Below are 24,260 nucleotides of genomic sequence, written 5' to 3' on the forward strand. Positions count from 1 at the left end.
CGCTCCGAACGACAGAATGCCGCGCACCCGGTGAGGTGCGCGGCATTTCTCTGTCGTCGAGGTCAGCGCCGGGTCAGCTGATCGACGGCGTCGGCGACGGACACCGCGCTGCGATCCCCCGTGCGCCGGTCCCACAGCTCGACCTGACCGTCCGCGGCCCCTCGGCCGACGATGACGATCTGCGGAACGCCGACGAGCTCGGCGTCTCCGAACTTGACTCCGGGCGAGACCTTCGGGCGGTCGTCGTAGAGCACGTCGAGACCGGCGGACTCGAGCTGAGCGGAGAGCTCAGCTGCCACGTCGAAGGCCACCTGGTCACGACCGGCAGCCACGACCTGCACATCGAAGGGCGCGACCGATGCCGGCCAGATGAGACCCTTCTCGTCGTTGTTCAACTCGGCGATGATCGCCAGGATGCGCGTCACGCCGATGCCGTACGACCCCATCGTGACCGTGACGAGCTTGCCGTTCTCGTTGAGCACCTTGAGTCCGAGCGCGTCCGCGTACTTGCGACCCAGCTGGAACACGTGACCGATCTCCATTCCGCGCGCGAGCTCGACCGGACCGGAGCCGTCAGGAGCCGGATCGCCGGCGCGGACGTCGGCGATCTCGACGATGCCGTCGGCGAAGAAGTCACGTCCGGCGACAACCGAATGCGCGTGCTTCTCGTCGAGGTTCGCACCGGTGATCCAGCTCGTGCCCTCGCTCACACGGGGGTCGACCAGGTAGCGGATGCCGGTAGCCGATTCCTCGCCGAGCACAGCTCCCGTGGGCGACCAGGGGCCGATGTAGCCCTTGACGAGCAGCGGATTCTTCTCGAAGTCGTCTGCCGTGGCGGTCTCGACCTCGGCGGGCGCGAACGCGACCTCGGCCCGCTTCTCGTCGACCTCGCGGTCGCCGGGGATGCCGACGACGACGAGTTCACGGGTGCCGTCGAGGTGCGTGAGCGCGAGCACGACGTTCTTGAGCGTGTCCGCAGCCGTGTAGTCGCCGTCGAGGTGCACGTTCGAGTGCGCGACGAGAGTCTCGATCGTGGGCGTGTTCGGCGAGTCGAAGATCACCGGTGCCGCATCCGCGTCGAACGCGATGGCGTCGGGAACGGCGGTCGTGAATGCCTCCACATTGGCGGCGTATCCGCCGGCGCTGCGGACGAACGTGTCCTCGCCGACGGGAGTCGGGTGCAGGAATTCCTCGCTCCGCGAACCGCCCATCGCTCCGGCATCCGCCTGGACGATGACGTACTCGAGACCCAGGCGCTGGAAGATGCGCTCGTAGGCATCGCGCTGAGCCTGGTAGCTGAGATCGAGACCCTCATCGGAGGAATCGAACGAATAGGCGTCCTTCATCGTGAACTCGCGTCCGCGAAGCAGCCCTGCCCGCGGACGCGCCTCATCGCGGTACTTGTCCTGGATCTGGTAGAGCGTGAGGGGAAGATCCTTGTACGACGAGTACAGGTCCTTCACGAGCAGCGTGAAGGCCTCTTCGTGCGTCGGGGCGAGCAGGTAGTCGCCGCCCTTGCGGTCCTGGAGACGGAACAGCAGGTCGCCGTACTCGTCCCAGCGTCCGGTCGCCTCATACGACTCGCGGGGCATGAGAGCCGGGAAGTGCACCTCCTGTGCGCCTGCCGCGGCCATCTCCTCGCGGACGACGGTCTCGATCTTGGCCTTCACGCGGAGACCCAGCGGGAGCCACGCGAAGATACCGGCAGCCTGCGGCCGGATGTACCCGGCGCGGATCAGCAGCTTGTGGCTCGCGACCTCTGCGCCTGCAGGGTCTTCACGGAGCGTGCGGAGGAAGAATTTCGAAAGACGAGTGACCACCGGGCAAGTCTACTGACCGGTGGTCGCTCGTTTTCGCGATGCGTCAGTTGAGCGCGGGCAGGCCGTTCGGGATCACGCCGCCCGCGTAGAGGCTTGCCGCAAGATCCTGGACCGCGGTCAGGGCGACCCGCTGAGGGAGCGGGCCATAGGAGATGCGGGCCACACCGAGCTTCTCGTACTCCGAGGCGGCGAGGGTGCCGGGGAGCCCGATGACGCTGAGCTTGCCCTCGCCGAGCCCCTCCACGAGCTGACGCGTGATGTTGGCGTCGAGCATGCCCGGAACGAAGACAGCCGTGGCGCCGGCGTCGAGGAACGCCCGGCCGCGCTGGATCGCATCGGCGATGCTCTCGGCGACAGGACGGTGGCCGGCGCGAACGAAAGCGTCGGTACGAGCGTTCAGAGCGAACGGAACACCCTCGGCCTCGGCGGCCTTGACGATGGCCTCGACGGCCGCGACCGACTCGTCGAACGGCTTCAGACGGTCTTCGACGTTGGCACCCACCACGCCGGCGCCGATCGCGAGTCGCGTGGTCTCTCCTGCGTCGCCGTATCCGTCGTCGAGGTCGGCGGTCACCGGAACGGAGACGGATGCGGCGATGCGGCCGACCATGTCGATCATGATGTCGCGGGTGATGGTGCCGTCCTCGAAGCCGAACGAGGCGGCGATGCCGTGTCCGGCCGTCGCGATCGCCTTCGTCTCGGGAAGCTTGGCGACGGCGCGGGCGGACACGACGTCCCACACGTTCACGACGCGGAGGATCTCCGGAGCTTCGTAGAGTCCGATCAGGGTCTGGGCTTTCGCAGCAGTGGTCATGCCCCCACGCTAACGCCCAGTATTCCGGTCGGGGCCGGACGGACACGCGAATCTCAGGTTCCGGGTGGTGCGCATCGCTACGGCTGACGGCTCGACCCCTCGGCTCCCGCGGTGCTGCCCCGACGGCACCGGCTCGCGAAAGCGAAGGATCTAGTGTGGGGTCATGCCTCAGCGCCGATCCCACGTTGCTCCGTCAGCCGCGCAGACCGAGCTCGCCGTCGCGCTCGCCACCCTGCGGGAATCTCTGGGCGCCCCCACGGACTTCCCTGCGGCGGTCCTGGCGGAGGCTGCAGCCTCGGATGCTGCGACCCCAGAGCTCGATCTGCGCGACATCCCGTTCGCCACCCTGGATCCGCTCGGGTCGCGCGACCTCGACCAGGCCTTCCACCTCGAGCGCCGGGAATCCGGCTACACCGTCCGCTACGCGATCGCCGATGTACCCGCTTTCGTGCGACCGGGCGGCGCTGTCGATGCGGAAGCCCGTCGGCGAGGTCAGACCCTGTATGCAGCGGACGGCACGATCCCGTTGCATCCGAAGGTGTTGAGCGAGGATCGTGCGTCACTGCTGGCCGATGTGGATCGCCCCGCGCTCGTCTGGACCTTCGCGTTGGATTCCGCGGGAGTCGTCGAGGAGTTCCGGCTCGAACGAGCGCTGATCCGCTCGCGCGCGCAGCTCGACTACGCCAGCACGCAGGCGGCACTCGATCAGGGCGAGGCGGGTCCCGCCGAGCTCCTGCCGGAGATCGGCGCGCTCCGCATCGCGCAGGAGAAGCTGCGGGGCGGTGCGAGCCTGAACCTGCCGGACGAAGAGGTCGTGCGGGGCGTCGACGGAACCTTCGCCATCGAACGCCGGCATCCGCTTCCTGTCGAGGAATGGAATGCTCAGCTGTCGCTCATGACGGGCATGGCAGCCGCGTCGCTCATGATCGACGCAGGCATCGGGATCCTGCGGACGATGCCCCAGCCCGATGAGAAGTCGTTCGAGGCGTTCCGCCACCAGACCGAGGCCCTCGGCCGGCCGTGGACGACCGGCAGGTATGGTGACTACCTCCGCGAGCTGGACCGCGAAGACCCCATGACCCTCCCGATCCTCGAAGCTGCGGCGTCCCTGTTCCGCGGAGCGGGGTATGTGACCTTCGACGGCCCGGTACCGCCCGACACGGAACAGGCGGCGATCGCCGCCCCCTACGCTCATGCCACCGCACCATTGCGGCGTCTCGTCGACCGCTGGTCGCTCACTGTCTGCCTCGCCGCATCCGAGGGTCGCGAGGTTCCGGGCTGGGTGCGCGAGTCCCTCGCCGAGCTTCCTGCACTGATGCAGGAGTCCGGCCAGCGTGCCTCCCGACTCGATTCCGCGACGATCAACTGCGTCGAAGCTGCGCTGATGACACCGCTGGTCGGCGCATCCGTCGACGCGACCGTCATCGAGATGCGCGGTGAGCGCGCGACCGTCCAGATCGCCGATCCCGCCGTGACGGCCTCCGCCCCTGTGCCGCCCGACACCGTCCCCGGCGCGATCGTGCGCCTCCGTGTCGAGCGGGTGGACGTCACCCGAGGTGAGATCGAGTTCGCCGTCTGACTCTCTCGGAACACACGCGGAGGGACGCTACGCTGGCGGCGTGGACCACCTCGCCATCGCTGAACGATTCGTCGACGCTCACTATCCCGGGGCAGACGTCGCGGTAGTGGCGGGGAGCACCGCGCGCGGTGAGCGGACGCCATCGAGCGACATCGATCTGCTGCTTCTCGGCGACCGCCTCTTCGCGGTCGAGGAGCAGACGAGTGAGGCCTCGACGCACGAGTTCGAGGGCGAGATCTTCGAGGTCTTCGCATACACCCCGGCGGGATTCGACGAGTGGGCCGACCGCGGCGTCGCACAGCATCGACCGGTGACGGTGCACATGCTCGTCGAAGGCATCGCGATCCGAGACGACGGTCGCCTCTCCGCGCTGCGCGCTCGATGGCGGAGCGTGCTCGACGACGGCCCCTCCCTGAGCGCGAAGGAGTCCGCCTTTCGCCGATACGTCATCACCGATGTGCTCGACGATCTCAGGGATGCGACGGATGCGCTGGAGCAGCAGGTCGAGGCCGCCATCCTGTTCGAGAGGATGGCGGAGCTCATGCTGTTGAGCGAAGGACGCTGGACGGCGACGGGCAAGTGGCTTCCGCGACGGCTTCGGAGCCTCAGTCGCGAGCGTGCCGACCTCCTGAGCACCCCTCTGCTCGCGCGGGACTACGCCGCCTTCGCCGCCCGGGTCGAGGACGAGCTCATCCGCGCGGGCGGCCGGGTGCAGAGCGGCTTCGTGCGCTGAGCGGGGCTCAGGATGCGGGCACGGCCCGCGTCGTCATGACCAGCAGCTGCGGATCGGTCAGGTCGAGTGTCACTGAGATCGAGACGAACTCGGCGAGGGACGCCACGTGCGTGCCGCCGCAGAGGATCTCGGCCGTGCCCTCGGGCAGGTCGCAGTGCCAAGTACGGCGGTCCACGATCGTCGGGCCTTCGGTCACCACCCTGCTCGATGCGCCGGAGGCCACCCATTCGGCCAGCTGAGCGTTGATCGCCGCCTCGCGCTCAGCGAGCGTCGTCGCGAAGGTCTCCGTGTCGAAGCCTGCCCGGCGCAGGCTCTTTCCCAGTCGGTATTCGTCCACAGCACCGTCGACGTGGATGCGGCTGGACTGATTGGCCTTCCCCTCGAAGTTCGGGTTGCCCAGAGCATCCTCGCCCGGGTCCTTCCGCCAGAGGTCGGCGAGAGCCAGGTCGAGCGCCAACGACGCGAGGTGGCAGGCCGTATGTCCGCGGCTGAGACCAGCCCGCCGGGACGAATCGACCGCCAGCTCGACACGTGCGCCCTCGACCAGCCAGGACGGGGCCTCCCCCTCCAGCGGATGGCCGACGAGCCATGTCCATCCCTCGGCGCCGCGCTTCACCGGGATGTCGGATGCTACGGCGAACTCGCCCTCGTCGGAGACCGCTGCCATCACAGCCTCGGAGACGCGGACACTCGAACCGTCCTGCGCGATCTCGCCGCCGTCTCCCGGCTGATCGGGCCAGGTGTGGTCGACGGGGTGGAAGGGCGTCGCGTCGACGACGACGACGACACCCGCGGGAGTCGACTCGACTCGCGCGACGGTGCTCGAACCCGAGACGTCGCCACCGGCGAAGGACACGACAGTTGACGAGGACATGGAGCTCCTTGAGGTGTGCTGGATGGTCGCCGTCCCCGCCGACAGGACCCGCTTTCGAGTCCGAGCGAGGGAACGCTCCGCGGTCAGACCGTGACGACCTGCGCGGTGCCGAGAGGCGCTTCCGGCCCCATGTCGGCCGCGATGCGGTTCGCCTCTTCGATGAGCGTCGCGACGATGTCGGCCTCCGGCACGGTCTTGATGACCTCGCCCTTGACGAAGATCTGTCCCTTGCCGTTGCCCGAGGCGACCCCGAGGTCAGCCTCCCGCGCCTCGCCGGGACCGTTCACGACGCATCCCATGACGGCGACGCGCAGCGGCACCGTCATGTCTTTGAGACCCTCGGTCACGTTCTCGGCGAGCGTGTACACGTCGACCTGCGCGCGCCCGCACGAGGGGCACGAGACGATCTCGAGCTTGCGCTCTCGCAGGTTCAGCGACTGCAGGATCTGGTGACCGACCTTGACCTCCTCGGCCGGCGGTGCGGACAGTGAGACGCGGATGGTGTCTCCGATGCCCTCACCGAGCAGGATGCCGAACGCCGTGGCGCTCTTGATCGTGCCCTGGAACGCCGGACCGGCCTCAGTCACACCGAGGTGCAGCGGCCAGTCGCCCCGCTCGGCGAGCAGGCGGTAGGCCTTCACCATGACGATCGGGTCGTTGTGCTTGACCGAGATCTTGAAATCGTGGAAGTCGTGCTCCTCGAACAGCGACGCCTCCCAGACGGCACTCTCGACGAGGGCCTCAGCCGTCGCCTTGCCGTACTTGGTGAGGATGCGCCGGTCGAGCGACCCGGCATTGACACCGATCCGCAGAGAGACACCCGCGGCCTTGGCCGCCTCCGCGATCTTGCCGACGTTGCCGTCGAACTCCCGGATGTTCCCGGGGTTCACACGCACGGCGCCGCATCCCGCATCGATGGCGGTGTAGATGTAGCGCGGCTGGAAGTGGATGTCGGCGATCACCGGGATCTGGCTCTTCATGGCGATGATCTTCAACGCGTCGGCGTCGTCCTGATGAGGGACGGCGACACGGACGATCTCGCATCCGGACGCGGTCAGCTCGGCGATCTGCTGGAGGGTCGCGTTGATGTCCGTCGTCTTCGTCGTCGTCATGGACTGCACGGTGACGGGAGCGTCACCACCCACGAGCACCTTGCCCACCTTGATCTGGCGAGACTTGCGGCGCGGGGCGAGGACTTCGGGGATCTTCGGCATCCCAAGATTCACTGCTGGCACAACCCCCAGCCTACGCCGCCTGAATGCACACAGGCTGGATGTCGCCCGGCTCGGATGCGCGTCATACGACCGGGAACGCGGCGTTCGGTGTGATAGTTTTCAGCCCATGCTCGCGAACTTCACCTGGTGGCCCGCCTCTTAGGCGGTGTGTTCGCGTTCCCACGAATCCAGACCGCCTCCGGGGCGGTCTTTTCGTTGAGCCGAGCCGGAGCCACGCACAGGAGACACCGATGACCCTCTCACGTCTTGCCGAGCTCACCGCAGATCCCACGGCCTCGTTCGTGCTGATCGCCCGCGACGGCGCCGACACCGTCGAGCTGCTCACAGGCGAGGTCGTCGACGTCGACCTGCTCGCCGACATCCCGCTCACGATCGAGGGCACCCCTCGCGAGATCTTCGCCATGGTGCCGTACCGCCAGGTGCGCGAGCGCGGGTTCGTCGCCCAGGACGACGGCGCGCCGCTGCGATGCATCGTGGTCGACGAGCATCTGCATCTCCCGGCTTCCGAACTGGTCGCCGAACTCCCTTCCGCCCCTGTCCCCCTTCGTGACGGCGGCTTCGACATCGCCGACGACGACTACGCCCAGATCGTCGAGACCGTGATCGCCGACGAGATCGGACGGGGCGAGGGCGCGAACTTCGTGATCCGCCGCGACTTCACCGCCGAGATCGACGTCGACGACCGCACGGCGGCCCTCACCTGGTTCCGCGCCCTGCTCACGCACGAACGCGGCGCCTACTGGACCTTCGCGGTCGTCACGCCCGGACACATCGCCGTCGGCGCGAGCCCCGAGGCGCATGTCGTCGCGCGGGGCGGCGTCGTCACCATGAACCCGATCTCGGGCACCTTCCGCCACCCGGCCGGCGGAGCGACTCGGGACACCCTGGTGGACTTCCTCTCGTCGACCAAGGAGACCGAGGAGCTCTTCATGGTCGTGGACGAGGAGCTCAAGATGATGAGCGCCGTCTGCTCCGACGGTGGGCGCATCACCGGCCCGCATCTGAAGGAGATGTCCCGCCTCACGCACACGGAGTACATGCTCCGCGGGCGCAGCACGCTCGACCCGCGGGACATCCTGCGCGAGACGATGTTCGCGCCGACGGTGACGGGCTCGCCGATGCAGAACGCATGCGCGGTGATCCGCCGGCACGAGAAGAAGCCCCGCGGATACTACTCGGGCGTCGCCGCACTGTTCACTCCGAACGTCGACGGCGGTCACGACCTCGACGCCCCGATCCTCATCCGAACCGTGTACCTGCAGAACGGATCGCTCAGCGTTCCGGTGGGTGCGACCCTGGTTCGGCACTCGGATCCCCACGGCGAGGTGTCGGAGACGCATGGCAAGGCCGCTGGGGTGCTCGGCGCGATCGGAGCGATCGACCGAGACCGCGTCGCCGAAGCCCGCGACGACGCGGACGCCCCGGGTCGGCCGCAGACGCTTGCCGACGACCCCGCGGTCTCGGAGCTCCTCTCGTCCCGCAATGCGCGGCTCGCGGACTTCTGGTTGAATCCGCAGGGCGACGACCTGAGCGGTCCTTTCGCCGGGCGATCGGCGATCGTCGTCGATGCAGAGGATCGTTTCACCACGATGCTGGCGCATCAGTTGCGCCACCTGGGACTCGACGTCGCGATCCGCGCCTGGAGCGACGCCGACGACGCGGAGCTCGATGCAGCCGACCTCGTTGTCGCGGGTCCGGGGCCCGGCGATCCCCGTGACGTCAAGAGCGACCGCATCACTCGACTGCGTGAGGTCGTGTCCCGACGTGTCGACGCCGAGGCGCCACTGCTCGCGGTGTGCCTGAGCCACCAGATCCTCAGTGATCGCTTCGGCATCGAACTGACACCCCTCGCGGCGCCGCACCAGGGGCTGCAGAAGGCGGTGCCCGTGTTCGGCGAGAACGCCTCGATCGGCTTCTACAACACCTTCACCGCCAGGGTTGCTCCGGGCACGACGTCGATCGGCTCGGTCGAGGTGTCGGCAGACCCGGAATCAGGCGACGTCTATGCGCTTCGCGGCGACCGCTTCGCGTCGGTGCAGGGGCACCTGGAATCGATCCTGTCCCGCGACGGCATCCGCACTCTCGAGCGCCTGGTCACGCACGCGCTCAGCTGATCCTCGACCGGGCGCAGTCCGGTGGATCGGCCGCACCGGCCGCTCAACCTCCGAAGAGCTTCACGGGGTTGAACACGTCGGCGAGGAGCAGCACGGCCCCCATCGCGATGAGAAGCGTGGCGACGACGACCGTGAGCGGCACGAGCCTGGTCGCGTCGACGGGCGCGGGCGGCGGACGGCGGAACAGCTTCGCCCAGGCGCGCCTGATGCCGTCCCACAGGGCGACCACGACATGACCGCCGTCGAGCGGCAGCAGCGGAATCAGGTTGAACACGAACAGGGCCACGTTCAGGGAGCCGAGAAGTCCGAGAAGCACGGAGAACCGATTGAGGACCGGCGCATCGGTCGCTGCGACCTCACCGGCGATGCGTCCGACCCCGACGACGCTCAAGGGTCCATTCGGGTCCCGCTCCGAACCGGTGACCAGTGAGACGCCCACGTCCCAGATCCGAACGGGAAGGGTGACGATCATCGACCCCACGCGGGCGACGGTGTCCGCGGCCATCTGGGGGCCGGCGGAGAGCGGCTGCGGCACGAAGCCCATCTGAGCGGCCATACCCACGTAGCCGACCTCTCGCACGACGGGTTGCCCGTCGTCGTCGAGGACGGGCTGCCCACTCGCATCCGTGATGGTGCGCTCAGCTTCGATAGGCGTGATGCTCAGCGTCTCCTCGGCACCGTCCCGCAGCACCACCATTTCCAGGGTCTCGCCCGGCGCCGCCTGCACGATGGCGGTCGCCTGAGCGAACGTCGACACCGGCTGCCCGTCCACGGACACGAGGACGTCGCCCGGGAGGATCCCGGCTTCTGCCGCGGGCGTGGCCGGATCGTCCGGCGTGCATTCGGTCGCCGACGAGCCGGCGGGGAGCACGCACTCGTTCACCGAAGCGATCGTCGTGGTTCCCTGCTGGACGCCGATCCCGGAGACGAGGACGGTGAAGATCACGACCGCGAGGATCAGATTCATCAGCGGACCGCCGAGCATCACGATGACGCGCTTCCACACGGGAAGCCGGTAGAAGACGCGGTCCTCAGCGCCCTCGGCGATCGTCTCGTCATTCGCCGTCCGTGCGTCCTGGACGAGAGCGCTGAACACGCCCTTCGCAGGCCCCGATGCGGCGGAAGCCGGGTACATCCCCGACATCGAGATGAACCCACCGAGCGGCAGCAGCTTGAACCCGTACTCGGTCTCGCCGATTCGCTTGGACCAGATCCTCGGACCGAAGCCGATCATGTACTGGCCGACGCGCACGCCGAACAGCTTGGCCGGCAGGAGATGTCCGACCTCGTGCAGACCGATCGACAGACCGAGGCCGATCAGCATGAACACGATGCCGGCCAGATAGAGCAGTGCTTCCACTCCCCCAAGCTAGTGCTCGACGCCTAGGAATACGCCCCGAGAGCTGCACGGGGCGACCGCCTCGCACGGTTAGGCTTGTCCCGTGACCTCCCGCCAGCTGCGACTTCTGCGCGCAGCGACGGCATCCGGTGCTGCGACTCTCGTCGCCGCCGCATCGCACACCACCGCTGGCGGGGCCGCGCCGCATCCGCTCCTCGTGGTCGCCGTGGCGATCCTCCTGGTCCCGCTCGCCGCGCTGCTCATCGGCGTAGGGATGTCTCGCGCGCGGATCGCTCTGACGGTGCTGATCAGCCAGGGGCTCTTCCACCTGGTGTTCCAGCTGCTCGGCACGCCGACCGGAACGGCGGCACCGGCGGGACATCAGCACCACCTCGATCTCGCAGCTCTGGGCCCGGTGGTCGCGACGACCGCCCCCGACTCCCTCATGCTCATTGGCCACGTCGTCGCGGCGATCCTCACCACTGCGCTGCTGTGCCACGGCGAATCGTCGGTGCGGGCCATCGCCGGATGGGTGCGGGCTCGCCTTCGTCACGCGGTCGCCGTGTTCCGCCCTCTGTCCGAGCCCCCCGCGCTCCCCGTACTCTCGATCCGGCTGCCGGATCAGGACCTTCTCGCTGCGTCGGTCTCCCGCCGCGGACCTCCCGCACTCGTCTGATCTCGCATCGCCTCCCCGAGGCGTTTCCCCTTCCCGCGGACGACGCGCACACCGACGCGCCCGCAGATCAGCACACAGGAGTACCACCATGCGTTCCACCAACACCCGCACCACCCGTCGCAACGTCACCGCAGGCCTCATCGGGGGTGCCATCCTCGCACTCGCCATCCCCGCCATGGCCAGCGCGCACGTCAGCGTCAGCCCCGACGAGCTGACTGCAGGAGACCACGGTGTTCTGACCTTCTCGTTCGCGCACGGCTGCGAGAACTCTCCGACCACCTCGCTGAAGGTCACGATGCCGGAGGGGCTCGCGTCGGTCGCGCCCACCATGGACAGCGACTGGACGATCGACGTCGAGAAGGGCGACGACGGACTCGTCAGCGCCGTGACGTACACCGCCGTCACACCGGTGCCCAACGACCTGCGCGGAGCGGTCAGCATGGCGGTCGGCCTCGACGAGAACACACCCGCTTCCCTCGCTTTCCCCGTGATCCAGACCTGCGTCGAAGGCAGCACCGAATGGACCCAACTCGCGGAGGACGGCGAGGACCCGCACAGCCTCGACGCGCCCGCTCCCGTGGTCGAGGTGACCGCGGCCGCTGCCGGCGGGCACGGCGAGCATGACTCTGCCGAAGATGCCGGAGATGCAGACTCCGCCGGTGCGGACGCGACCGACGATGCGGGATCCGCGAATGCGGTCGGCACGGCGCTGGGCGCAGGCGGCCTCGTCGCCGGCATCGCCGCGCTCGTGGTCTCGGTACTGGCGTACCGCCGCGCGGCGTGACGCGCCGGCACGTCTCCCCGATCGCATGCGGCCGGGGAGACGTGCCGCACCCGGTCATCGCGCCGCGGGCGTGAGATCATGAAAGGGACATGTCGATTGAACAACAACCGAGCCTGCCTCCCGTGCTCCGCCCCGCGAACCCGCCCCGGCGTGAGCTGTCCGAACTCGCCTCTCGATTCGCACGAGACGTCCGTGGCGAGGTGACCGGTGTCACCCTGTCCGGCATCACCCTGGCCACCGCCGATCTCCGCCCCGGCGAGGCGTTCGTCGCGATCCGAGGCGTGAACCGCCACGGCGCCGATTTCGCGGTCACCGCCGCGGAGAAGGGCGCCGTCGCGATCATCACGGATGCGGACGGCGCCGAGATCGCCGAACCCGCGGGCCTGCCCGTGCTCGTGGTGGACGACCCGCGCGCAGTCCTCGGCGCCCTCAGCGCCTGGGTCTACGGCACCGGCGCAGGCGAGCCGCTCCCGCTGCTGTTCGCGACGACCGGGACGAACGGCAAGACGAGTGTCTCGCACCTCCTCGAGGGCATCCTCGACCAGCTCGGCGTCGTCACCGGACTCTCATCGACCGCCGAACGACACATCGCCGGCGAGGTGATCGTGTCGAGACTCACCACTCCTGAGGCATCCGAGATGCACGCGCTCCTCGCCTTGATGCGCGAGCGCGATGTCGAAGCCGTGGCCGTCGAGGTCAGCGCGCAGGCGCTCTCACGTCATCGCGTCGACGGCATCCGCTTCGACGTCGCCGGCTTCACCAACCTCAGCCATGACCACCTCGACGACTACGTCGACATGGAGGAGTACTTCGAGGCGAAGCTGCCGCTCTTCCGTCCGGATCGAGCGACCCGCGCAGTGGTATGCCTCGATTCCCCGTCGGGCGCCACGGTCGTTCAGCGCTCGGAGATCCCCGTGGTCACCGTCGGCACGCCCTCCATCGCCGCCGACCCCGATGCCGCGGCCCGTGCCGACTGGGTCGTCGCGATCGACGACGAACGCGCGTCCGGCACCACGTTCACTCTCACCGGCCCGGCAGGCAGGCTCACGACGACGGTTCCCGTGATCGGTCCGCACATGGCCGCGAACGCAGCACTCGCCATCGTGATGCTGCTCGAGGGCGGCTACGCCTGGGATCGAATCGCCACGGCACTCGACCGCGACGGTGGCATTCTGGCGCACCTTCCCGGTCGCACCCAGCTCGTCTCCGGCGACTCCGGCCCGGTCGTCTTCGTCGACTTCGGGCACTCCCCCGACGCGTTCGAGAAGACGCTCGCCGCGGTCCGCCGTGTCACACCGGGCAAGGTGCTGATGCTCTTCGGCGCCGATGGCGACCGCGATGCCAGCAAGCGCTACGACATGGCGCGCACGGCCGTCGAGGGCAGCGACATCCTCGTCGTCACGGACCACCACCCCCGTTTCGAAGACCCCGACTCGATCAGAGCCACTCTCGTGGCCGGCGCACGCGCAGCGCGCCCGGACGCGCAGATCCACGAATACTCGCCTCCCGAGACGGCCATCGTGGCGGCCGTGGGCTTAGTCGGCGAAGGCGACTCGATCCTGTGGGCGGGACCCGGCCACCAGGACTATCGCGACATCCGGGGCGTTCGCACGCCGTACTCGGCCCGCGAGCTGGCGCGTCGTGCCCTCCGAGCAGCCGGATGGCCCGTGCCCGATTCGCACTGGCCGGTCCCCTACCCGGACGAGGACTGAACCGGGAGCGGATGCCGTCGACGACCGCATCCGCGCCCGGGTCGACCGCGCGGCATGGGCGGAATACCGCCCAGAACCGTTCGGTCAGGCTCGAGCGATGAGCTGGTCGGCTTTGCGGCGCGCCCACTCCTCGGCATCCGCCAGCGACTCGACCGTCAGCGTCTGCGGGGGCTCGTGGGAGTCGACGACCCGAGAGATCGTGTCGACGATCCCGAGGAACGGCAGGCGACCCTCGTGGAAGGCATCGACGGCCTGCTCGTTGGCCGCGTTGTAGACCGCAGGGAAAGTGGCAGCCGCACGGCCGACGGACTTCGCGAGATCAACCGCCGGGAACGCGACGTTGTCGAGCGGCTCGAAGGTCCAGGAGGTCGCCTGAGTCCAGTCGAGCGGGCGACCGACGCCGCCCACACGGCTCGGCCAGTCGAGACCCAGCGAGATCGGCAGACGCATGTCGGGCGGGGACGCCTGAGCGATCGTCGAGCCGTCGATGAATTCGACCATCGAATGCACGATGGACTGCGGGTGCACCACGACCTCGATGTCGTCGTAGGCGACATCGAACAGCAGGTGCGCCTCGATCACCTCGAGTCCCTTGTTCACGAGCGTCGCGGAGTTCGTCGTAACCATCCGGCCCATGTCCCAGGTGGGGTGCGCGAGCGCTTCCTGCGGCGCGACATCGAGCATCTGATCACGCGAACGGCCGCGGAACGGACCACCGGATGCCGTCACGACCAGGCGGCGCACCTCGGCGTGCGTGCCGCTTCGCAGCGCCTGGGCGAGCGCAGAGTGCTCGGAGTCGACCGGGACGATCTGATCAGGGGCAGCTGCTGCGCGCACCAACTCGCCTCCGACGACGAGGGACTCCTTATTCGCGAGAGCGAGCGTTCTTCCCGCCTTCAGCGCCGCGAGAGTGGCGCCGAGTCCGATCGATCCGGTGATCGCGTTGAGAACGACGTCAGCCTCGACGTCACGCACGAGCTGCTCGGCCTCGGTCGCGCCGAGCGCGATGTTCTCGACCCCGAAAGCGGCAGCCTGCTCTGCGAGCATCTCGGCATTCGTTCCGGCCGCGAGCCCGACGAGTTCGAAGCGACGTGGATTCGCCCGGATGACGTCGAGCGCCTGTGTGCCGATGGAGCCGGTGGAGCCGAGGACGATGATGCGACGCATGCCGCCAGCCTATGGCAAGCCCTCGACCCCTCCGTCTTACTGGGCCTGTTCGATCGGCGTGGTCGCGAGGATGTCGACGACGAAGACCAGGGTCTCGCCGGTCAGATCGGTGTCGTTGATCTCGCCCTCGCCATAGCCATCCTTCGGAGGCATGGTGACGATGACCTGCGAACCGACCTTCTGGCCCTCGAGTGCCATCTTGAAGCCCGTCACGACACCGCTGGTCTGGAACTGCGAGGGAGCTGCATCCCGGCTCCAGCTGGAGTCGAACTCCGAGCCGTCCGACCACTTCACACCGCGGTACTGCACAGTGACCAGGTCGCCTGCGCCGACGACGGCGCCGTCGCCCTGCTTGAGGACGGCCACCTCCGTCTCGGCGGGAGCATCGGAGTCCGGGAGCGTGATCGTCGGCGAGCCCTCGTCGTCGAGCTTCACGGTCGGCATGCCTTCGGTCGCGTCGACATCAGAGCCGGATGCGGTCGTAGGAAGCTGTTCGATCGTCTCGACGTAGAGGACGCTCGGGTTCATGCCCTCCTGCGCGGCGGGGAGCGTCAGCACGACACTCGAACCGATCGGGAGGCACTCGGCCGCCACCGTGAACACCGTGGACTGCGTCGGGTCGACGATCTGCTGAGGCTGCTGCACCGCGAGCAGGGCTGACAGTACCCCGTCGGGGCCCCGCTCCGAGGTACTGAGCACCTCGTTGGTGGTGGCGTCGATGAGCTGGTAGCGCAGAGACACGAGATCGCCGGGCATGACGTCATCGCCGTCACCCTCGACGACGACCGAGCGCTCGGCCTCCGCGAGGTCGGTGCCCGCCGGCACCGTGACCTTGGCGTCTGCCCCGGATCCCTCGACGGTCACGGCATCGGAGCCGGCGCCCGACGCGATGTCCGCCAGGCAGGAGGTCTCGGCGGCAGGGTCAGGAGTGCTCGTGGACTCGGGGTCCGAGCCTCCGGCGCACCCGGCCAGCAGAAGGGTCGCCGCGGCGACGGTGGACAGGACGATAAGCGGACGCTTGCGCACAGTGGAACCTCAGGATCGCGGGCGGGACACCCCATCATCCCCCATACCCCTTTGCCGATGCTGGGAGACTCGCTCCGGCGCTTCATTCCCACTGGGGCATGATCGCCGGGGTAATCTGCTCTGATGACGTCAGAGCAGTCCGTGGAGCCCGAAACTTCGCCCGCAGAGACTGAGAAGCCTCGACACGCCGGCTTCGCCTATGCGCTCGGGCGTAGCCTCATCACGCCCCTCGCGCGCACGATCTACCGGCCCCGCATCGAAGGCAGGGAGAACGTCCCTCAGGACGGCCCGGTCATCTTCGCGAGCAACCACCTGTCGTTCATCGACTCGATCGCGATCCCGGTCGCCGCACCGAGGCCCGTGCACTTCCTCGCGAAGTCCACGTATTTCGAGGGCCCTGGATTCAAGGGCTGGCTCAGCAAGACGTTCTTCGAGTCCATCGGGGCGATCTCGGTCCGCCGTGGAGCGGGGAAGGCCGCCCTCGACGCACTCGACGTGCAGCGTCAGCTTCTCGATGAGGGCCTCGCTGTCGCCCTCTACCCGGAGGGCACGCGCTCGACGGACGGACGCCTCTACAAGGGACGCACCGGCGTGGCGTTCCTCGCCCTGCAGACCGGTGCGCCGGTCGTGCCGGTCGGCCTCGTCGGCACGGACAAGGTGATGCCCGTCGGCGCCAAGATGCCGACCCTGAAGGAGCGCATCACCGTGCGCTTCGGCGAACCTCTCGACCTCTCGCCCCACGGACCCGCCACGAGCGGGCGCGCCCGCAGACTCGCGACGGACGAGATCATGGCCGCGATCCATGCCCTGTCCGGGCAGGAACTGGCGGACGCCTACAACGAGGCTCCCGCGCAGGGCACCATCGAGAAGATCAAGCAGGCGCTGCCCCACGAGCGCCGCTGACGCCGCCGCCGCTCAGCTCTGCTCGGCGCGGACCGAGGCTTCGTGCCGCACGGGGAAGTTCATCGAATTCGCGATGAAGCACCATGCGTTCGCCTGGGCATGGGCACGTTCGGCCGCCTCTCTCATCGAGGCGTCCGCGACGACGACCTCGGGCCGCAGCATCACCTCGACGAACGCGCCGCCGCCGCGCCCGTCCTCTCGCATCATGCCGGAGGCCGTATCGCGGTAGGAGACGACGACGACGCCAGCCGTCACGCACGCGTGCAGATACGAGAGCAGATGGCACTGCGACAGGGAGGCGAGGAGCAGATCCTCAGGGTTCCACCGGGACGGATCGCCACGGAACGGCTTATCGGCTGAGGCCAGGATGTCGGGCTTGCCGTCGACCTCGAGCGTGACATCGCGTCGATACTCGCGGTAGCCGCTGGTGCCGGTGCCAGAGTTTCCGGTCCAGGTCGAGGTGAGTGAGTAACGGTGCTCGCCGAGCGGCGCGAGTCGATCTGCCATATCGACAGTCTGCCACTCGACTCTGCCGGACGATGTGCCGGACGATGTGCCGGTGGCACGGTCGACACCCATCCGACGATATCCTGGGGAGGTGCTGGAGACTCTCACCGTTCAAGATGCCGTGGAACTCGCCGTCGTCGAACGCAGCGGGTTCATCGAGTCCCGCCACGCGGGGGCGGCGGTGGTCCTCTCACCCGACGGCGACGTCGTCGCTCGATACGGCAACGCCGACGCCCTGATACTTCCGCGCTCGAGCCTCAAGCCGCTGCAGGCCGTGGCGTGCATCACCGCGGGTGCCGCTCTCGAGGACGAGCAGCTCGCCATGTCGACCGCGAGCCACAGCGGCACGGATCGTCATGCCTCCGTGGTTCGCGACGTGCTCACCGAGGGCGGTCTCACCGAGGACCACCTGGGCTGCCCGCCGGCGTGGCCGGGCGACACCGCCGCTCGCGACGAGCTCGTGCGCGAACACGGCGCACAGACACGTATCCGCATGAACTGCTCGGGCAAGCACGCGGCCATGCTGCGTGCCTGCGTCGCGACGGGCTGGCCGACCGACAGCTACCTGGACCCGGCGCATCCCCTTCAGCTGCACATCCGCGACGTGATCGAGCGTCTCACCGGCGAGAAGGTCGCTCACACGGCCATCGACGGCTGCGGCGCCCCGGTATACGCGATCACACTGACGGGCCTCGCCCGATCGATCCACCGGATCGGCACCGCCTCGGACCGCTCGCCCTTCGCCCTGCACCGGGTGGCCGGCTCGCTGGTGCGTGCGGTGCGTGAACACCCGTGGACGATCGACGGCCCGGGGCGCCCGGACACCATCGCGATCCAGACGCTCGGCGTCTTCGCGAAGGGCGGTGCCGAAGGGATCATGGTCATGGTCGCCCCCAACGGCACGACCGTCGCGCTGAAGATGCTCGACGGCGGGGCGCGCGCGTCGACCATCGTGGCGGCAACTCTGCTGGCGCGCGCAGGCGGGCTCACCGATTCGGACGTGGCGACACTCGCCGCCGCGCTGCCTCTCGAGGTGCTCGGCGGTGGGGCGACGGTCGGAGCCGTTCGTCCCGGCAGTGCCATCTGACCAGGAGACGACACGCTTCTCATCGCCGGGGCGCGAGTGCCGGGATCACGATTCGTCGGGGCCCGGAGTCGCCGACCAGCGACCACGCCCGGCCCGCATGCGGTCGCGAATACGGCGGGAGCTCTCGCACACCGGCGAGCTGCCGCAGCTCCGCGGCATTCTCCGCGCGGATGAGCACTTCGCCCTCTCGACGCACCCGCTGCCACAGCGTCCAACTGCGCTGCCACGCGTCTGCATCGCCGAGCACGACGGTGGGACGCGTGGTTGCCTGAGCATCGCGCGGTTCGCCGCTCAGAGTGACGACGTCGCAGTCGGGATACGCAGCCGCCACTGACTCCGCCACCGCAGACACCCCCGGCGTGATGAGCGCCGTGAGGGCACGCCGCGGAGCCCAGCCGTCACTTTCCCGTTCCCGATATCGAGAGGTGCCACTGGATGAACCCGACGACCGCAGTCGCTCCTCAGGGACCCAGACCAGTTGGATCTCCCGATCACCCATCCGCATCCGTCCCGGACCGCGCTGCGGATCGAAACCTGCGGAGTCCCCACCCGCAGCCAGGTGATCGACCCGACTCGGCATCCTGAGCAAACCCCGACGCGGCAGCGCATCGAGAAGCCGCCCGACAGGCCCCGATGCTCTCGTCGCCGTGATCGCGATCGTGGCTCCGGCCCCGTTGCGGAGGATCTGCTCCCAGAGCTGCGCCAGCTGTTGGCCGTACTCGACGGGCAGCTCGCCGATCCGGACGTCGATGTCGTCGCACAGCACGAGCCCTCCGCGCGGAACTCCCCCTTCCGCCCGAGCCACGACGGCGTCCCACGAATGCTCTGGATCGGTCGGTATCCACAGTGGATGCCCATGCTGCTTGGCGAGCGCACGCAAGGCCGAGCTGCGCCCCGACTCGGGTCCTCCGAGGAAGGCGATTCCTCGATCGGATCCGATCGACAGCCGCTCGAGTGGCTGCTCCTGACGTTGCGGATCGTCCGCGCGGCCCAGGATGACTTCGCCCTCCTTGCGTGTCTCAGCCTGAAGCTCCGCGAGAGGAAGCATCCGCGGCAGCACCGGCAGCCACGGGCTGCCCGGAATGTCGGCGTCAGCCCATCTCAGCGCGATCGCCCTGAGATCGGCGACGCCGGTCAGCGCTACTCGCATCGCGATCGGCGCAGCGTCCTGCGGGCGCCGAACCAGAGCCACGCCCCTCGACTCGACGCCGCCCGGGAGCTCAGCCGCGTCGTCGGCACCGATGACGGCCCGACTGTCGGCGGCGTCCGCAACACGCAGGCTCACTCTCAGCGGACAGTTCGCCGCCAACGCATCGCGGATCACGCCTGACGCGCGCTGCGTCCCGAGGACGAGGTGCATGCCCAGCGCCCTTCCCCGAGCGGCGATGTCCGTGAACACAGCCCCGAGGTCCGGATGATCCTGGAGCAGCGCGGCGAACTCGTCGACCACGATGACCAGCCTCGCCATGCCGACCTCACGGACGTCTCGTGCGCCGGCCTCGGCGAGGACCGACTCGCGGCGCCGCAGCTCGGCGGTCAGGCTGGAGACGCCCCTCCGCGCCCCCTCCTCATCGAGGTCCGTGATCACTGCAGCCACCTGCGGGAGCATCCGAAGCGGTTCGAAGGCTGTGCCGCCTTTGAAATCGGCGAGGACGAATGTCACTCGATCGGGTCCATGGCGGCTCGCCATGGCCGTCACCCACGAGACCAGCAGCTCGCTCTTGCCCGTTCCGGTCGTGCCGGTCACGATGGCGTGCGGCCCGTCATCGACGATGTCGAGGAGCATGTCCTCCCGCTCACCACGGCCGATTGCGGCCGGCAGACCGACGAGCGATTCCGGCTGCAGCAGGTCGCTGAGCGCCACCGACGCGGGGACAGAATCGAGTTCCTCTCCCTCTCCTGTGCGACTGACCCCGATCGCGATCGTCTGATCCCGGGACATGCACTCGGCGTCGACCTCGACGATGCCCTGCGCCGTGCGGACGCGCGCCCGGTGCGGCTCGGTGACATCGATGACGGTCGTTATCCCCTCCGGAACATCGTCATCCCGATCCAGCAGCCATATCACGGCGTCGGCCGCCGGTCGAGGATCAGCGCCCTGCACCACGGCCACCCGGAACGAGCCGCGCCGCGCGGCGTGGGCCTGCGGGAACCCCGCGAGCCCCAGCTCTTCAAGACGGCAGCCGATGATGGACATCTGGGCGGCGCCGAATCTGAGACACAGCTGCACCACGAGCGCTCTCGTCGCGGCGGCGACGAGCGGATACGAGCCGCGCAGTCCGATGCCGCCGCTGAGGGGCACCGTCACCGGCACCCGCTCGACCCTCGCGCATCGCATCCGGAAGTCCCGTTCGCGCTCCCCATCCCCGCCCGAAGCGCGCACGCCGCTGACGCCGGTACCGCTGCCGACGACGACCTGAGTGGCGGCGGCGGGTGGATCGAGGCCGCGCAGCGGCGGCTGCGCCAGGCCTGCTGCTGCGTCGGGATGTCGATGCCACCGCAGCTGACGCTCATCATCGTGAAGCTGCGTCAACTGAGCTTCGACGAGCGACCACGCAGCCTCGCTGTCGGTCGCAGCCACCCGCGATGCCTTGCGTCGGGATCTCGACCCGTCGATCAGCGAAGCGATGATCATCAGGGGACCCAGAACCGCGAAGCACAGGGAGAACAGCGACCCGGTGACGAGCCAGAGAACCACCCCAGCGGCCACGGGGACGAGTGCCGCGACGAACGGTGTCGGGGGCCTACGAGCCGGTGCGGGGGCGGCAGGGATCGCGATCGGAAGAGAGTCCATGCCCCCAGTCGACCGCACACGCGGGCCTCAGAAGCAGCCCTCCACAGGGAAAGGACGTCAGACGGAGGACTCGTCCGTTGTGGAGGAGGACTCGTCCGGCACCGAGGGCGACTCGTCCGCGATCTGCACGATGACGAGCGTCACGTTGTCGCGACCGCCATTCTCGAGTGCCGCAGCGAGCATCGCATCGACGGCGGCAGCCGGATCGGCGTTCTCGCGGAGGAAATGCTGGATGCCGTAGTCGGTCAGCTCCTTCGTGAGTCCATCAGAGCAGATCACGAAACGATCTCCCGGGCGCACATCGAGCGTGACGTAGTCGGGAGCGGTGAGCTCGCTCGCCCCGACCGCTCGTGTGATCACGTTGCTGTACGGATGACCTTCGGCCTCTTCAGGGCTGATCTTGCCTGCCGCGATGAGCTCCTGCACGACCGAGTGGTCGGTGGTGATCTGAACCAGGCGGTCGTCCCTGAGGAGGTACACGCGCGAGTCGCCGATGTTGAGCGACGTCCAATGCGGCTCGTCGCCCTCGAACTCGAGGAAGACTCCGGTGAGCGTCGTCCCTGTACCCTCGTCCGTGGTCTCCGGATGGTCGGCGATGTCGGCCACCGCCATCTCCAACGCACCCTCGATTGCGCCGCGATCGACCGCGCCGGCAGCGACCACGGCGTCGAGCCGCTTCACCGTGCTGCGGCTCGCGATCTCGCCGCCCGCATGGCCACCCATGCCATCCGCGACGATGAAGAGCGGATAGTCCGCGAAGAACGCGTCCTGGTTCGTCTCACGTCGCCGACCCACGTCGGTGACGCCTGCCCAGGAAAGGAGCAGCTGACGCTGCGCAACCGTGACGCGGCGCGTCTTCGTCGTCGTCTCAGCCACTCGTCGCCTCCGGATTTCCTGCGGTTCGGGCTACCCCAGGACACTCACATATCGTAGTGGACGCCGCGACGGCCGCACGCGCACCCCCGGCCATCACGCGGAGTCCTGCGGCGCCGACTCTGGGCTGCGACATGAGCATGCCTCCACGTTATCGTCTTCCACCGTTGCTCTTCACCACGCCGCGAGCGCCCCATACAGCACAGAGCCCCCGACCGAAGTCGAGGGCTCTGTGCGGTCTGCGATCAGGCCGGAGGCTGCGTGGGATCCGTGGGCGGAACCTGCGGAGCGGCCGGAGGCGCTGCGGGCGGAGCCGGCGGAGCGGTGGGCGGTGCCGTGGGCGGCGTCGACGGAGCAGCCGGCGGAGCACCGGTGGTCGACGGGGCCGCGGGCGGAGCGTAACCGGGCTGCGCGGGCGGAGCGTAGCCGGGCTGCGCGGGCGGTGCGTATCCCTGCGGAGCGGGGGGTGCATAGCCCTGCTGAGGAGCGCCGTAGCCCTGCGGAGCGCCGTAGCCGGGACCTGCTGCCGGACGCGGCTGCACAGGAACGCCATCCCAGACGGTGGAATCGGCGAGGAAGCTGTTTCCTGCCCACGGTGCGGGAACGATGTTCGGGTTCCAGCGCGACTTGTCGAACGCGTTGATGCCGTACCAGACGATCGAGAGCAGAACGAACAGGACCACCCAGACGGCATCCTTCTGCAGCTTCAGTCCGACCCGCCATGCGGCCAGAGCGAGCACCACGGCGAGAGCGATGCCGGTCAGGAAGTTGAGGTACGGAATGAACGAGAGACCGATGCCGATGAGGACGACCCACGGCGAGATGTCACCCAGCTTCGCGAAGATCATCGTGTTGTACACCGGCACCCACGCGCGCCACTTGCCCTGGACGCCAGCCTTTTCGAAGATCTTCATGAGGAAGATCGACGAGATCACATAGAACGCCAGCGCGAAGAGCAGACTGATCAAGAAGACGACGAACAGACCGGCGATAGCCGCCCCGTTGTCGTAATAGTCGTTGTACATGATCCCCTCCGGATCCGATGGAGCGGACGCTGTGCGCGCCGCGAGACCCACCATATCGGTGTGCCGATATTCGGGGCAACGACACACGCGGAGACAGCGCACTGCCCGTCATGCACCGTCATTCCGCGACGACGAGCTCCTCGACACCGCGGTCGTCGGTCGGTCGAAGGACGAGACCCCTCCCCGCCGCCCATGTCCGAAGCGTGCGAAGCGACCGAACTCTCGGGCGGTCCTCCGCCAGGGCGCGCACGAGAAGACCCTTGGACTTCTTGTTGAAGTGATTGAGAGCCCGTCCGTGCTCGGTGACGACCCGCACGTAAGCGGAGGGCACGGAGTCCGGCACGGGGCCGAGCGCGACGTAGGCCTCACTGCGCAGATCGAGAATGAAGTCGGGGTCCTCCCCCACTATGGCCGCCGTGGTCGCGTCTGCCCAGTGCCTGCGCAGCGCAGCCAGGCCCGGCACTGAGGTCCCGGCAGCGAGCCGATACGGCGGAATGAGATCGAGCGCCCCGATCGGCCCCAGCGGCGCCGAGTGGATCCAGACGTGCGAACCGAGCCAGCGACGAGACGTGGGGTCGAGACTGCCCGCGTCGAGAGCGTCGTACAGAACGCCCGTGTAACGGTCGACCGCCGGCATCGTCGCGGCCGAGCGCAGCATCCGATTGTGCTCGACATCGCCTGCCTGCTTGGGGCTCAGCTTCAGCACTCTGCGCGCTGCTTCCTCGTCGTGCGCCAGATCGATGAGCGCATCGATCACCGCTCGGCGCTCAGCGACCAGACCGGGGAGCGCCAGCGAGCTCTCGTCGAGAGGCGCATCGCGTCCTCCGGGTCGCTTGGTCTCCGACGGGGGCAGCAGAATCTTCATGAGACCTCGGGATACAGACGCGTCCGCCCCGACCCACTGAGGGCCGAGGCGGACGCGAGGAACTGGGACTGATCAGGCGATGAGAGCCGCGTTGCCTGCCACGATCGTCAGGACGTCGCTCTCCATCGAGAGGAATCCGTCCTGCGCGTTGGCGAGCACCTTGGTGCCATCCGTCTGCGTGATCCGGACCTCGCCCTGGGCGAGGATCGCCAGGACCGGCTCGTGGCCGGCCATGAATCCGATCTCACCCTCGACGGTCTTGGCGACCACGAGGCTCGCCTCTCCCGTCCAGACCTCCGCATCCGCGGAGACGAGGCTGACATGCAATGCCAT

At 68.5% G+C, this 24,260-nt stretch carries 21 protein-coding genes; 8 read left to right on the plus strand and 13 right to left on the minus strand.

The window, feature by feature from the left end:
- Positions 1-62 precede the first annotated feature (62 nt).
- Complete coding sequence (locus QRN21_RS01625) at positions 63-1,820, minus strand: proline--tRNA ligase (protein WP_285362985.1); 1,758 nt, start codon at positions 1,818-1,820, stop codon at positions 63-65.
- A gap of 43 nt (positions 1,821-1,863) precedes the next feature.
- On the minus strand, positions 1,864-2,634 hold the full coding sequence (locus QRN21_RS01630; protein ID WP_053095782.1) for an isocitrate lyase/PEP mutase family protein: 771 nt from the start codon (positions 2,632-2,634) through the stop codon (positions 1,864-1,866).
- A gap of 163 nt (positions 2,635-2,797) precedes the next feature.
- Here QRN21_RS01630 and QRN21_RS01635 point away from each other — a divergent pair, with 163 nt between their 5' ends.
- Both QRN21_RS01635 and QRN21_RS01640 read left to right on the plus strand, forming a co-directional pair.
- A complete protein-coding gene (locus QRN21_RS01635; RefSeq protein WP_072591124.1) occupies positions 2,798-4,213 on the plus strand; it encodes an RNB domain-containing ribonuclease in 1,416 nt (471 codons plus the stop codon).
- Between the two features lie 40 nt (positions 4,214-4,253).
- On the plus strand, positions 4,254-4,946 hold the full coding sequence (locus tag QRN21_RS01640; protein ID WP_056278433.1) for a nucleotidyltransferase domain-containing protein: 693 nt from the start codon (positions 4,254-4,256) through the stop codon (positions 4,944-4,946).
- 7 nt (positions 4,947-4,953) lie between these two features.
- Here the strand turns inward: QRN21_RS01640 and QRN21_RS01645 are convergent, their stop codons facing one another.
- Together QRN21_RS01645 and ispG are read right to left on the minus strand one after the other, a co-directional pair.
- Positions 4,954-5,820, minus strand: coding sequence for an alanyl-tRNA editing protein (locus QRN21_RS01645; protein ID WP_072591122.1), 867 nt, complete (start codon positions 5,818-5,820; stop codon positions 4,954-4,956).
- A gap of 83 nt (positions 5,821-5,903) precedes the next feature.
- The gene (ispG, locus tag QRN21_RS01650) at positions 5,904-7,055 is read right to left on the minus strand and encodes a flavodoxin-dependent (E)-4-hydroxy-3-methylbut-2-enyl-diphosphate synthase (RefSeq protein ID WP_187249498.1); all 1,152 of its coding nucleotides are present in this window, start codon (positions 7,053-7,055) and stop codon (positions 5,904-5,906) included.
- A gap of 230 nt (positions 7,056-7,285) precedes the next feature.
- Here ispG and QRN21_RS01655 point away from each other — a divergent pair, with 230 nt between their 5' ends.
- Positions 7,286-9,169 carry a chorismate-binding protein gene (locus QRN21_RS01655; RefSeq protein WP_285362986.1) on the plus strand — a complete coding sequence of 628 codons (1,884 nt, stop codon included), beginning with the start codon at positions 7,286-7,288 and terminating at the stop codon, positions 9,167-9,169.
- A 43-nt stretch (positions 9,170-9,212) separates the two neighbouring features.
- Here the strand turns inward: QRN21_RS01655 and QRN21_RS01660 are convergent, their stop codons facing one another.
- Positions 9,213-10,529 (minus strand): M50 family metallopeptidase, encoded by a 1,317-nt coding sequence (locus tag QRN21_RS01660; RefSeq protein WP_150115054.1) that lies wholly within the window; start codon positions 10,527-10,529, stop codon positions 9,213-9,215.
- Between the two features lie 82 nt (positions 10,530-10,611).
- Between QRN21_RS01660 and QRN21_RS01665 the strand changes: the two genes are divergently transcribed.
- The 3 genes from QRN21_RS01665 to QRN21_RS01675 all read left to right on the plus strand — a co-directional run bounded on the left by QRN21_RS01665 (position 10,612) and on the right by QRN21_RS01675 (position 13,680).
- On the plus strand, positions 10,612-11,184 hold the full coding sequence (locus tag QRN21_RS01665; protein WP_056278422.1) for a hypothetical protein: 573 nt from the start codon (positions 10,612-10,614) through the stop codon (positions 11,182-11,184).
- 88 nt (positions 11,185-11,272) lie between these two features.
- Positions 11,273-11,968 carry a YcnI family copper-binding membrane protein gene (locus QRN21_RS01670; protein WP_285362987.1) on the plus strand — a complete coding sequence of 232 codons (696 nt, stop codon included), beginning with the start codon at positions 11,273-11,275 and terminating at the stop codon, positions 11,966-11,968.
- Between the two features lie 89 nt (positions 11,969-12,057).
- Positions 12,058-13,680 carry a Mur ligase family protein gene (locus tag QRN21_RS01675; RefSeq protein WP_285362988.1) on the plus strand — a complete coding sequence of 541 codons (1,623 nt, stop codon included), beginning with the start codon at positions 12,058-12,060 and terminating at the stop codon, positions 13,678-13,680.
- An 84-nt stretch (positions 13,681-13,764) separates the two neighbouring features.
- Here the strand turns inward: QRN21_RS01675 and dxr are convergent, their stop codons facing one another.
- Together dxr and QRN21_RS01685 are read right to left on the minus strand one after the other, a co-directional pair.
- Positions 13,765-14,847 carry a 1-deoxy-D-xylulose-5-phosphate reductoisomerase gene (dxr, locus tag QRN21_RS01680; protein ID WP_072591117.1) on the minus strand — a complete coding sequence of 361 codons (1,083 nt, stop codon included), beginning with the start codon at positions 14,845-14,847 and terminating at the stop codon, positions 13,765-13,767.
- A gap of 36 nt (positions 14,848-14,883) precedes the next feature.
- Complete coding sequence (locus tag QRN21_RS01685; protein ID WP_056278410.1) at positions 14,884-15,873, minus strand: FKBP-type peptidyl-prolyl cis-trans isomerase; 990 nt, start codon at positions 15,871-15,873, stop codon at positions 14,884-14,886.
- 123 nt (positions 15,874-15,996) lie between these two features.
- Between QRN21_RS01685 and QRN21_RS01690 the strand changes: the two genes are divergently transcribed.
- Positions 15,997-16,776, plus strand: coding sequence for a lysophospholipid acyltransferase family protein (locus QRN21_RS01690; protein WP_053095771.1), 780 nt, complete (start codon positions 15,997-15,999; stop codon positions 16,774-16,776).
- Positions 16,777-16,788: 12 nt separating this feature from the next.
- Here QRN21_RS01690 and QRN21_RS01695 read toward each other — a convergent pair whose 3' ends face one another.
- Positions 16,789-17,283 carry an OsmC family protein gene (locus QRN21_RS01695; protein WP_053099076.1) on the minus strand — a complete coding sequence of 165 codons (495 nt, stop codon included), beginning with the start codon at positions 17,281-17,283 and terminating at the stop codon, positions 16,789-16,791.
- Between the two features lie 91 nt (positions 17,284-17,374).
- Here QRN21_RS01695 and QRN21_RS01700 point away from each other — a divergent pair, with 91 nt between their 5' ends.
- Positions 17,375-18,370 carry an asparaginase gene (locus QRN21_RS01700; RefSeq protein ID WP_285362989.1) on the plus strand — a complete coding sequence of 332 codons (996 nt, stop codon included), beginning with the start codon at positions 17,375-17,377 and terminating at the stop codon, positions 18,368-18,370.
- A gap of 19 nt (positions 18,371-18,389) precedes the next feature.
- Here QRN21_RS01700 and QRN21_RS01705 read toward each other — a convergent pair whose 3' ends face one another.
- From QRN21_RS01705 to QRN21_RS01725, 5 genes are all read right to left on the minus strand, one after another.
- Positions 18,390-21,164 (minus strand): FtsK/SpoIIIE domain-containing protein, encoded by a 2,775-nt coding sequence (locus tag QRN21_RS01705; protein ID WP_285362990.1) that lies wholly within the window; start codon positions 21,162-21,164, stop codon positions 18,390-18,392.
- Positions 21,165-21,221: 57 nt separating this feature from the next.
- Positions 21,222-22,040, minus strand: coding sequence for a PP2C family protein-serine/threonine phosphatase (locus QRN21_RS01710; protein ID WP_053095767.1), 819 nt, complete (start codon positions 22,038-22,040; stop codon positions 21,222-21,224).
- Positions 22,041-22,282: 242 nt separating this feature from the next.
- Positions 22,283-23,062 (minus strand): DUF5684 domain-containing protein, encoded by a 780-nt coding sequence (locus QRN21_RS01715; protein ID WP_157538147.1) that lies wholly within the window; start codon positions 23,060-23,062, stop codon positions 22,283-22,285.
- Between the two features lie 118 nt (positions 23,063-23,180).
- The gene (locus QRN21_RS01720) at positions 23,181-23,927 is read right to left on the minus strand and encodes a YaaA family protein (RefSeq protein WP_285362991.1); all 747 of its coding nucleotides are present in this window, start codon (positions 23,925-23,927) and stop codon (positions 23,181-23,183) included.
- Positions 23,928-23,999: 72 nt separating this feature from the next.
- Positions 24,000-24,260 carry a F0F1 ATP synthase subunit epsilon gene (locus QRN21_RS01725; RefSeq protein ID WP_053095764.1) on the minus strand — a complete coding sequence of 87 codons (261 nt, stop codon included), beginning with the start codon at positions 24,258-24,260 and terminating at the stop codon, positions 24,000-24,002.

Source organism: Microbacterium sp. LMC-P-041, assembly GCF_030209555.1.
Classification (GTDB): Bacteria; Actinomycetota; Actinomycetes; order Actinomycetales; family Microbacteriaceae; genus Microbacterium.